Annotated in this window: 6 protein-coding genes; 2 read left to right on the top strand and 4 right to left on the bottom strand. The window is 69.7% G+C overall.

Features of this window, described 5'->3' with window-relative positions:
• The first annotated feature begins 27 nt into the window (after nt 1-27).
• Nucleotides 28-708, top strand: a complete 681-nt coding sequence (locus ACZ5PP_RS12240; protein ID WP_043741540.1) for a cytochrome b/b6 domain-containing protein — start codon at nt 28-30, stop codon at nt 706-708.
• Between the two features lie 51 nt (nt 709-759).
• On the opposite strand, the gene ACZ5PP_RS12235 is transcribed toward ACZ5PP_RS12240, so the two are convergent.
• The 3 genes from ACZ5PP_RS12235 to ACZ5PP_RS12225 all read right to left on the bottom strand — a co-directional run bounded on the left by ACZ5PP_RS12235 (nt 760) and on the right by ACZ5PP_RS12225 (nt 7,216).
• Nucleotides 760-3,864, bottom strand: a complete 3,105-nt coding sequence (locus ACZ5PP_RS12235; RefSeq protein ID WP_464826097.1) for a CHAT domain-containing protein — start codon at nt 3,862-3,864, stop codon at nt 760-762.
• Between the two features lie 173 nt (nt 3,865-4,037).
• Nucleotides 4,038-6,395 (bottom strand): esterase/lipase family protein, encoded by a 2,358-nt coding sequence (locus ACZ5PP_RS12230; RefSeq protein ID WP_464826096.1) that lies wholly within the window; start codon nt 6,393-6,395, stop codon nt 4,038-4,040.
• A gap of 368 nt (nt 6,396-6,763) precedes the next feature.
• On the bottom strand, nt 6,764-7,216 hold the full coding sequence (locus ACZ5PP_RS12225; protein ID WP_273421438.1) for a c-type cytochrome: 453 nt from the start codon (nt 7,214-7,216) through the stop codon (nt 6,764-6,766).
• Between the two features lie 271 nt (nt 7,217-7,487).
• Between ACZ5PP_RS12225 and ACZ5PP_RS12220 the strand changes: the two genes are divergently transcribed.
• A complete protein-coding gene (locus ACZ5PP_RS12220) occupies nt 7,488-9,110 on the top strand; it encodes a methyl-accepting chemotaxis protein (RefSeq protein WP_043741659.1) in 1,623 nt (540 codons plus the stop codon).
• 81 nt (nt 9,111-9,191) lie between these two features.
• Here ACZ5PP_RS12220 and ACZ5PP_RS12215 read toward each other — a convergent pair whose 3' ends face one another.
• Nucleotides 9,192-10,661, bottom strand: coding sequence for a DegQ family serine endoprotease (locus ACZ5PP_RS12215; protein ID WP_012584244.1), 1,470 nt, complete (start codon nt 10,659-10,661; stop codon nt 9,192-9,194).
• Nucleotides 10,662-10,786: the final 125 nt, after the last annotated feature.

The following is a 10,786-nucleotide window of genomic DNA, read 5'->3' as shown; positions in this document are numbered from 1 at the left end:
GGCTGAATCTCAGGGAAGGAATACAGCATGCGCAAGGTCAGAGTCTGGGATCTGCCCACTCGTCTTTTTCACTGGCTGCTCGCCATCCTGGCGGTGGCCGCCTACGTCACCGCCCAGATCGGCGGCAGCCTCATCGAATGGCACGGCCGCGTCGGCATCGCCATCACCGGGCTGCTCGCCTTCCGCCTGGTGTGGGGGGTGATCGGCTCGACCTACGCCCGCTTCGCCGACTTCGTGCCCGGCCCGGCCCACCTGTGGGCGCACCTGCGCGGGCACTGGAGCGGGCTGGGGCACAACCCGCTCGGCGCCTTGTCGGTGCTTGCCCTGCTCGGGGTCATGCTCTATCAGGCCGTCACCGGGCTGTTTTCCAATGACGAGATCGCCTTCTCCGGTCCGCTGCGCGCGCTGGTGAGCAGCGAGACCAGCGACTGGCTGTCCGGGCTGCACCGGCAGAACTACTGGGCGATCATCGTGCTGGTGGGCCTGCACGTGTCGGCCGTGCTGTTCTACGCGCTGTTCAAGAAGGACAACCTGCTGCGGCCGATGGTCACCGGCATGAAGGAAGTCGACGAAGCCGACGCCCAGCCCGCGCAGGGCGGCGGCGCGCTGGCCTTCGCGATCGCGCTGGCGATCACCGCTGCGGTGCTCTACTTCGCCACCGGCAGCTTCATCGAGCCGCCTCCGCCTCCGCCGCCCGCCGCCTGGTGAGGGGCGACAGCGCGCACCGATGGACGGTGGTCGGTGCGCGCCAGACATGCCTCACAGCAACTTTCGCAAGGCGTCGGCCAGGGTGTTCAGGCGACCGACCAGCTCCCTCGCGCGGGCGAAATGAGCGCCTTTTCGCTGCGCTGGCAGGCGTTCCAGGAAGGTCTTGAGCGCGTCCAGCGTACCCACGACCGACTCCCGTTCGCGGCGTGAGCTGTAGGCGAGCAAGGCCTGGTACTCCTCCTGCGCCTTGCTGAAGCTCGCATCATTCGCCTGGCGATCCGCATTTTCTTCGCAGGCGGTGTCGAACAAGGCTTCGCTCAGGGCCAGGTCGAGGGGTGCGACACGATCCCAGAAATCGCGCGCCTGGAATGCCGGGTCCTCGATCTCCTTGCGCACGGCGGCGATGCGTTGCCGTGCCGCCTTGCCCTCGTCCGGAGTGAGGGTGCCGAGCAGCTGGCGCAGCAGGTCCGCATGGAGGACGCTGAGCGCCGGGTAGTAGAGCCGCCCGCCCGCCTCGAGGGCACAGTTTTCGGCGTTGCGGTAGGCCTGTGCCATGCTCTTCAGCGCTGCATCCAGCTGGTTGTCGGCGGTGAGTTTCAGCTTGCGCTTCCAGATGCTGCCGAGCAGGCAGTGACGTTCGGCATTCGGAGCGACGGCGAGCACTCCGGTGATGAGCTGCTCGGCCTCGCCGAGCAGGGCCTTGCCCTTTGCCATGGCCTCGGGCCCGCCCGCCGCGAGCAGGCCGCTGCCCCGTCGCGCGAGCATGTTTATGAGTTGCTCGGTGGCCTTCATCGAGGCGCTGCCGTCCCCGGCCCCCTGGGCTGCCCGGTAGCAGGCGATGGCGCGATCATGGTCGCCGAATTCCGCCCACAGCTGCCCGAAGGCCTCCTGGATGTCGCCATGCCCCGACCATCCGCGCCGCTCGCACAGCCTCGCGAGCGCGTCGATGCGCTCCTCGCGACGCTTGCGGTCGTCGGCGGATTCCATGGCCTGGTAGCGACTCTGCTGGGTCAGGCGCTCCAGTTCGGCGATCACCTCCCGCGGTGCGACGAAGTCGTAGCGTGCGGCATGGCGGCGGCGCTCGTGGCTGCTTGGCGGCCGCCGCAGCAGCAGGCTGGGGTCGCCGTAGCATTGGTAGGCGCCCCAGGTGTTGGTGGTGGGGAAGCGGTCGAAAGTGGCCCGGCGGGCGGCGAGCACCGCCTCGCCGAAGGTCTCGCCGGCAAGGAAGGCTTCGTAGAAGGTGCTGGCGAACAGCTTCGCCGCGTCGTCCAGTACCCGCCATCCGGCGGCGATGACGCCACGGACGCCCATCTCGATCAACTGGGTCGCGAGGTTGGCGGCGAGCATCGGATTGCCGGGCCGGTTCTCGCCGAGCATCGCGCGCTCGGCCTCGATGCGACCGAGGGAGCAGCAGTTGATGAACACGAAATCGGGTACCACCCGCATCTGCTCGATGTGCGCGGTGGTGAGCACGCTGTTCTCGCCGATCAGCATGCCGGTCGCAGTGATGGCCTCGTCGGCCGGCTTGGCGCTGTGGTCGGCATCGATCGTCGGCAGGGTTTCACGATAGATGCCATGGCCCGACAGGTGCAGGATGCGCCAGTCGCGCTGGTAGAGCGCGATCTGGATCTGCTCGGCACTGCCACCGAGCAGCGCGGGCGGCGTGTCGAAGCCGCCGTCCTTGAGCAGCTGGGCCACCTCGGCGGCTTCTTCGCGCGCACCGGCCAGCTGCGGAAAGTAGTCGCCCAGACGCCCGAGGTCGGGATCGCCCACGACCAGCGCGTGAAAACCGTCCGCGCGCTGGATGCGTTGGCGGAAGCGGCCCGTGGAGAGTTGGCGTACGAGGCCGCTGCGCACCGACAGCGGGGCGCCGCCGCGATCGCTGCGGTCGTCTTCCATGCGATCGCGCAGCAACTCCCAGGGAATGCCGGCGACGGCCGAATCGATGATGAGCTGGGCGCGGCGGCGGTCCGGTGCCTGGTCCTTCAGCCAGTTGGGCAGAAGCAGTTCGAACAGGGTGCGGCCGACTTCCTCGTTGTCGCTTTCCGTGTCGATCAGCTGGCGGGTGAAGCGCTCGATGCTGCCGAGCGCAATGCCGTTGTAGAGCTGCTCGGTCCGCGCAAGGTCGCCATGGACATTGAACAGCAGCTGGGTGCCGCTGCCGTCGGCGATCCTGACGGCGCTGATCGCGATCCGGGTCCATGCATCTTCGCCGAGCTCGGCGTAGGCACGCTGGCGCCCGCCCTCGTTCTTCGCCAGCGTGTCCTCGATGCAGAAATGCCTGCGCAGCTCGCCGTCGAGCGTCACCGCGTCGCGTGCCGCGTTGAGCGCCTGGATCGCACGGTCCTCCAGCAGCTCGACGAAATCCAGCTGCGTCAACTCGATGCGGTCGTCGAGCTTCGCGTCGGCGAGGCGTTCGCGCGCCTTGCGATGGCCGCGCAGGATGGCGGTGACCGAATCGCGCAGGCTCAGCTCGCCGATCGCCGCACCGATCAACAGCGCACACACCGGCAACTGCAGCGGTTTGCCGGCGGTGGCGGCCTGCCGGTCGTGTGTGCGCTTGAGCTCCTCGTGCCGCGTGATCGCATAGGCGACCAGCGCGCGCGCCACGCCGTCGCACAGGCTTCCCGGCGAGAGCTCGCCGACGCGGCCGATGCCGATGACGATGGCGCCGGCGGCGAAGCGCTCCTCGGGCTGGGGTGGGAAGAGGGCATAGCTGCCCAGCGGGCCCGCATAGATGCCGGCATCCAGGCGGTTCTGCATGCGACCGTTGAGGGCGCGGTCGAGGATGTATTCCGCCTGCTCGAGATTGTTGGTGCCCTGTATGTGGCCGACCAGAACCGGTGCGTCGACGAAGATCAGGTCGCCGTGAATGACCCGGACCCGCGTCCGCATCTCCTCCTCGCGCTCGGTGCGGGGGGCGCGGAGCGTGGCGCCGGTCGCCGCGGCCAGCAGGTCGGAGCGCGTCGGGTAGTGTGAAAGCATGGCCGGGCTGACGGGGGCATATTCCCCGGGGGCTTCGACGGCGCCGCGGGCCTGGATGGGGACGGGCTTGCGCGTCAGCGCGGAGCGCCCGGTCTCGCCCTTCTCCAGCAGCTCCTGCAATGCCGGGAAGGCCGGCGTGTGCGCCGGCATGTCGCCATGCACCGCGTTCATGTAGTAGAGCCGTCCGCCTTCCCGGCACTTCGCGGGGATTCCGCTTGCCCAGGTGACGCGGCCATCGCCGTCGGCCGTCTTGAGCAGGCGGAACCGTCCGTCCTCGGCGATCTCGGCGAGGCGGGGCGTTTCCTTCGCCGTGCCGGCGACATAGATCAGGCGCTCGTCGTCGATCAGGGGATCGCCTGCGAGCAGCGTCCGCCACAGTTCTCCGGACTGGGGAGCGCAGCCTCCGGCGGAACGGGCCAGCGTTGGCCGTCGGCGGTGCAGTAGCGCTGCCAGGTCGCGGGCAGGCGGATCTCCTCGCCGTTTTCATCGGCGGCGTTCGGCAGCAGCTCGAGCACACCGGGGAAGTGCTGGGCGATCTCGAGAAGCTCGCGCTCGGAGTTGTGCAGGTCGAGCATCGCCAGCTTGGCGAAGAACTCGTCGCGCTTGGTCAGCAGCAGCGTCACCGCGTGCGAGCCCTGGTTGGGCGTGCCGAGCATGATGACGCGCGCCTCGGGGCGCGGCTGTTCCTTCCAGCGCTTCCAGAGCCCGCGGTCCTGGGCGAAGGCGGCGCGGATCAGCACGCCGCCCATCGAATGGACGATCGCGTGCACCGGCAGCTTGCCCGCCGTGGCATCGCCCAGCGCGGTGGACAGGGTGTCGCCGAGCCCCTTGATGGAGTCGACGACGGACTTGCGCCAGTCGTAGCCATGCATGCGTACGACATAGCCGCTGCTGCGCAGCGCATTGGCCAGCGCGAGGTAGCTGCCGGCCAGCGGATCGCCCGGCTCGACCGCCGGATTGTCGATGCGCAGCGTCTTGCGGAAGCCGCCGCAGGCCAGGGCCGGCACGCTCGCCCACACTTCGCGGCCGGCGACCTGGAGTTCGGAGCCGCACAGGCCGGGTACGAGCACCACGATGCCTCGCGCGCCCTGGAGCGGGGGGTCGGCGAGCGCACGCGGTGCGAAGAGGCCGCGCGCGGTCTCGGCGGGCAGGGGCCATTCCCCTGCGTAGTCGTGGAACAGCGTGGCGGTGTCGACGGCGTCGGTCAGCGCGGCGGCGACCGCGGCTGCGCTGTCCTCGTTACCGAAGTAGCTGAAGTGATTGACGGTCGGGCCGGCGCGGAAGAACACCTTGCGTACCGGGCGGTCGGGGCCGTCCAGCATGGCGCGCGTGTCGACCACGAGGTCGTGGTCCTGCTCGAAGTAGCGGTCGATCAGGCAGAAGCGCAGCTCGGCCAGCCAGTCCTGTTCCCGGGGGGCGGCGTCGCCCGCGACGACGAACAGTTCTCCGCGTCCCGGGTTTCCGTTGAGGATGCGGACCAGCGCGGAGCCGGGCATCTGCGCCTCGAGGCCGGGCAACTGGTCGGCCCGCTTGCGGCTGCCGATGATGGCCGCCGCGGTTTCCGCCAGCATGTCCAGCCCATGGCTGGCGAGGGAGGCGAGCCCGCTCGTGATCATGCCGCGGCTGTTGCTGCGGCGCATCTCGTCGGCGATCGCGGCCAGCACCAGCAGCGAGAACCACTGGTCGAGCTTCTCCCCGGCGAGGGAGGTGCCGATGACCGGGCAGGCCACGCGCACGAAACGCTCGATCTGCAGCGCCGGGCGCGCCTCGAGTTCGCGCAGCAGCGCGAAGAGCTGTGCCTCCTGCTGCATCAGCGCCTCCGCCGCAGGCGGATTCTCCCGCTGCGCTGCAGCCAGCACCGCGGTGATGCCGGCGCGATCGACGCGAGCCGGATCCAGCGCGAGCAGTTCGCCGACCAGGCCACCACGGGAATGCGACAGGAGGCGCAGCGAACCGCTGCGTGGCAGCAGGCGCGCGAGCTTGAGCGCGTTCTCGATCGGGCTGCGGGTCAGGGTGCAGTGCTCGAGCGCGAAGATGCGCTCGCCGTAGCATGCGCGCAGGCGCGCCCACTGTTTGGGCTGGCGCAGCCACAGCTTGGAGAAGCTGCCGCGCGTGTTCGATGCCGTGCCGTGAAGCAGGATGAGGGTGCGCTCGCCATCGGGAATCGGCGTTTTCAGGGGTTCGCCCCGGATGCCGTCGTCGCCCACGAGAAACACCCCTTCGCGCGGCACCGAGCGTGTCTCGGCCAGGTCGACGATCTTGTCCAGACCCGCCTTCACCGGATCGAAGCCCATCCAGCGCAGGGCCCGGATGGTCAGTTTCCCGGCGAGCCCGCGCGTACCCGTGACCGGCGCGGCGATGCTGGACGGCAGATCCCAGGCGCCATCGTCCGCACCGCTTCCACCCCGTGCGCTGGCGCCGCCCGCCTCCTGCAGGCGCTTGCGCAGATCCGCGCCCACGGTCCAGAAACATGCGCCGCCTTCGAACTCGATCTCGACCAGGGCGTCCTCGGGAATCGCCTCGGCGACCGTGTCTTCGGCCGTGCCGCGACTGCCGGTCGCGCCGAGGCGAAAGGAACGCGCCGGCGCCACACCGGCGAACAAGGGCGAATCACCCCCGATCCAGCTCGCAAGCCGAAGCGGTTCGTCGGGCCGCACCCGACCCGGTATGCGGACGATGGTGACTTTGGGCTGATTGCTCATGGAATGGGCTCCCGCTCCGATCTTCAAGCGTTGAACAGATGCTCGTCGTCGGCCGCTGCCACGGCAGCCCGCGCGCGCAGGCCGCGGGTCGAGGCAGATTCCCGGGTGCGGCGTGTGCAGTCCCTGAAGAGAAGCACCCGCCTCGACCCATGGCGACGAATCCTGATTCACATATAGACGATGCGGGTAGCGTTGTCCGCTGTGAATCCGCGGCGTATTTGCAGCCGGCATTCGAGGATGTTCGATGGCGGGGAGCGTGGCGATGCCGCCGGCCTGCCGGCGGCGGCTCGATGCCTGCCTAGGCGCGCATCCGTGCCAGGAACGACAAAGCCACCCGCAGGTGGCTTTGTCGTTCGATATCTGACGCCTTACTCCATCCGGTATTTGTCGTGACAGGCCTTGCAGGTGCTGCCGGTGTCGGCGAAGGCCTTCTGCACCGCGGCCTTGTCGCCGGTGGCGGCGACCTTGGCGAGGTTGGCGGCGGCGTTGTTGAAGTCGGTGGCGAGCTTGCCGACGTTCGGCATCTCCTGGAAGAACTCCGGCTTGACGCGGGTCTTGAGGTTGCCGATGTCCTTCTCGGTGCCCGGGCCGTAGAGCGCGCCCATGCCCGAGCCGGCGATGCCGGCGATCGCGGTGGCGGCGGCCTGGACCTGCTGGGCGTTGTACTCGCCCTCGAGGTTGGCCTTGATCTTGCCCATGTTCCAGCTCATGAAGCTGTAGCCGGCCTGGCGGAACTTGATCTGGTCCTCGGGCTTGACCTGGGCCGAAGCCGCGGTGGCGAGGGTAAGGGAGAGGATGCCGAGGGCGATCGCTTTTTTCATCGTGAGCCTCCTGAGTCGGGGGTTGAAGGAAGGAACAAACCTTGCGGGGAACTGCGCAGACCAGGATGCGCCGCGCCAGTTCCATCGTGTTGCATGCCGGGATCCGCCTGCCGGCACCCGACTTATAACAAATTCGGTCGATATTCCTTCGTCCGCTCGTGTTGCGGCGCGGAAGAAGTGCGCTCAAGCCGGGCCGTGCGCGGCCGTAAGGAAGGAGTAGAGGCTGCCTGTCCCCACGCCGCCGACCGTCCGCAGGACCGCGAGAACCGACATGATCCGATTTTCCGACACCCCGATATGGCTGCGTCTCACCGGCGCGATCTGGCTGATGATGGTGGCCGCGTTCGGCAGCATGATCGTCTGGGAAACCCGGGTGAACCGCGACATGGCGATCGAGCAGGCGAAGGACTTCGCCGGCACGGTCAATGAGATGACGATGGCCGGACTCACCGGCATGATGATCACCGGCACGGTGGCGCAGCGCGACGTCTTCCTCGACCAGATCAAGGAGCTCAGCGTGGTGCAGGACCTCGAGGTGATCCGCGGCGAGGCGGTGAGCCGGGTGTTCGGGGCGGGCGGTGCGCGCGACGCGGCGCGCGACGCCGACGAGCGCCTGGCCCTGGTCGAGGGCCGCGCCACGATGCGGGTCGACCACGACGCCGAGCATGGCGAGCATCTGCGCGTGGTGATTCCCTCGCTGGCCTCGCCCGCCTGGCTCGGCAAGGACTGCATCGCCTGCCATCAGGTGCCACAGGGCACGCCGCTCGGCGCGGTGTCGATGCGCATCTCGCTCGACAAGGCGAATGCCGCGGTGAATGCGTTCCGCAACCAGAGCGCGATGTTCGCCGCGCTGGTGTCGATCCCGCTGATCCTGTTCATCTACCTCTTCATCACCCGCTTCGTCACCCGTCCGCTCGACGGCCTCAACCGGGGCCTGGGGCGGATCGCCGAGGGTGGCGGCGACCTGCGCCTGCAACTGCCGGTGCGCGGCCGCGACGAGATCGGCCGCAGCGCGCGCACCTTCAACGACATGATGGGCACGCTCGGCGGGCTGGTGCGCCAGGTCGGCGACTCGGCGAGCGCGGTGACCGAGGCGGCGAGCCGGCTGGCCGCCGACGCCGAGGCGGTCGCTGCGAGCTCGCAGCGCCAGAACGAGAGCTCGGTGGGCGCGGCCGGCGCGGTGGACGAGATGGTCGGCAGCATCTCCGCGATCGCCGAGCACGCCGAGGCGGTGCGCGAGCGCTCGCACGACAGCCTGGAACGCTCGCGCGAGGGCCAGCGCAGCCTGGAGCGTCTGGTCGGCGAGGTCGGCGAGGTCGAGGCCGCGGTGCGCCAGATGGCCGACGCGGTGGTCGCCTTCGTCGACTCCACCCAGGCGATCTCGCGCATGACCAGCGAGGTGCGCGAGATCGCCGAGCAGACCAACCTGCTCGCGCTCAACGCTGCGATCGAGGCCGCGCGCGCCGGCGAGCAGGGCCGCGGCTTCGCGGTGGTGGCCGACGAGGTGCGCAAGCTGGCGGAGAAATCCGCGCGCTCGGCGGGCGAGATCGACCAGATCACCCGCGAGGTGGCCCGGCGTTCGAGCTCGGTGCGCGGCGCGCTCGACGACGGCCTCGGTCACCTCGCCTCCAGCCGGCAGATGGCCGACGCGGTGATGCAGGTGCTGACCGCGGCGAATTCGCTCGTGGTCGAGGTGGGCGAAGGCCTCGACCGCATCGCCGGCGCCACGGGTGCGCAGCGCAGTGCGAGCGAGTCGGTCACCGCGCGCATCGGCGAGATCGCCGGCATGGCGCGCAGCAACAACGACGCGCTCGCCCACACCGTGCGTTCGGCGCGCGAGCTCGGCGAACTCGCCCTGCGCCTGCAGGAATCCGTGTCGCGCTTCCGTTTCTGAGTGCGCCCAGGCGGACGTGGAAAGGGCGGGAACCGTCGCCGGTCCCGCCCTCTTGCCCGCTCGCCCTTCAGCGCGCTGCCATCACTCCAGGCGTACCGGCACGAAGATGCGTGCCTCGCCACGCTGGATCAGCAGCGCGAAGCGCTTGCCGGCGCGCTCGAGCTGGGCGCGCAGGTCTGCGACGCTGGCGACCGGCTGGTTGTTGATCGCCAGGATGACGTCGCCGCGCTGCAGGCCGGCGCGGGCCGCGGCGCCGTCGGCGCCCTCCACCACCACCCCGCCGCGCAGCTGCAGGCGGGCGGTCTCTTCCGCGGTGAGCGCACGCGCGCTCAGTCCGAACTGCTCGCCGATACGCTCCACCTGGCTGGGCGCCGGTGCGCTGCCGGCCACGGTCTCGGCCTTGAGCTCGTCCAGCGTGGCGGCGACCTCGCGGCTGCGGCCGTCGCGCCACAGCTCCAGCTTCACGCGCGTGCCCGGGCGCTTCTCGCCGATCACCCGCGGCAGCTCGGCAGAGTCGTCGATGCGGCGGCCATCGACCGCGAGCACCACGTCGCCCGCCTGCAGCCCGGCCTTGTCGGCGGCGCTGCCCGGCTCGACGCTGGCGACCAGCGCGCCGCGCGGATCGGTGAGGCCGAAGGATTGGGCGAGGTCCTTGTCGACGTTCTGGATGGCGATGCCGAGGCGGCCGCGCTGCACGCGGCCGTGGCTGACGAGCTGGTCCTTGATGTTCATCGCGACGTCGATCGGGATCGCGAACGAGATCCCCATGAAGCCGCCCGAGCGCGAGTAGATCTGCGAGTTGATGCCGATCACCTCGCCGGCGAGGTTGAACAGCGGACCGCCGGAGTTGCCCGGGTTGATCGCCACGTCGGTCTGGATGAAGGGCACGTAGGTCTCGTCGGGCAGGCGGCGCGCCTTGGCCGAGATGATGCCGGCGGTGACCGTGTTGTCGAAGCCGAAGGGCGAGCCCATCGCCACCACCCATTCGCCCACGCGGGCCTGGTCGGGGTTGCCGATCTTCACCGCGGGCAGGCCGCTGGCGTCGAGCTTGAGCAGGGCGACGTCGGTACGACGGTCGATGCCGACCACCTTGGCCTTGAACTCGCGCTTGTCGATCAGGGTGACGGTGACCTCGGAGAGCGCGGCGTCGCCATCCTCGCCGGCGACCACGTGAGCGTTGGTGAGCACGTAGCCGTCCTTGCTGACGATGAAGCCCGAGCCGATGCCCTGGCGCGCGCGCGGACCCATGCCGGGCTGGCCGGGGAAGCCCGGCATGGGCACGCCGAAGCGGCGCAGGAAGTCGTAGAAGGGGTCGTTGGCGAGCGGATTCTCGCCCGCCGTGCCCTGGGCCGCGCGCTGCACCACGCGGATATTGACCACCGCCGGGCCCACCTGCTCGACCAGGTCGCCGAAGTCGGGCAGGCCGAAGCGGTTGGGCGAGACCATCGACGGGGCGGCCGCCTGGGCGTGCGCGGCGCTCAGCGCCGAGGCTTGGGGAAAGAGGGTGCCGAGCGCGAGCGCGACGGCGGTGACGGTCAGGAGTTTGCGCATGTTGTCGGGCATCCTTGTTCGGCAACGGAAAGATTCGGCGCCGGAGTCCCGGCGGCCACCTGTCGTGGACGCGGCCTGGCGTGCGCCGTTCCCGACGAAACCTGCGTTTTCAAATCGGGTCGGGC

It is taken from the genome of Thauera sp. DNT-1 (assembly GCF_055393985.1).
The sequence above is the reverse complement of the archived record's forward strand: the minus strand, read 5'-3'. Positions and strand labels throughout refer to the sequence as shown.

What these genes read in the sequence shown, in the direction of transcription:
- ACZ5PP_RS12240 (WP_043741540.1), top strand. Translation starts at nt 28, where the DNA reads ATGCGCAAGGTCAGAGTCTGGGATCTGCCCACTCGTCTTTTTCACTGG.
- ACZ5PP_RS12235 (WP_464826097.1), bottom strand. Translation starts at nt 3,864, where the DNA reads ATGAACGCGGTGCATGGCGACATGCCGGCGCACACGCCGGCCTTCCCG.
- ACZ5PP_RS12230 (WP_464826096.1), bottom strand. Translation starts at nt 6,395, where the DNA reads ATGAGCAATCAGCCCAAAGTCACCATCGTCCGCATACCGGGTCGGGTG.
- ACZ5PP_RS12225 (WP_273421438.1), bottom strand. Translation starts at nt 7,216, where the DNA reads ATGAAAAAAGCGATCGCCCTCGGCATCCTCTCCCTTACCCTCGCCACC.
- ACZ5PP_RS12220 (WP_043741659.1), top strand. Translation starts at nt 7,488, where the DNA reads ATGATCCGATTTTCCGACACCCCGATATGGCTGCGTCTCACCGGCGCG.
- ACZ5PP_RS12215 (WP_012584244.1), bottom strand. Translation starts at nt 10,661, where the DNA reads ATGCGCAAACTCCTGACCGTCACCGCCGTCGCGCTCGCGCTCGGCACC.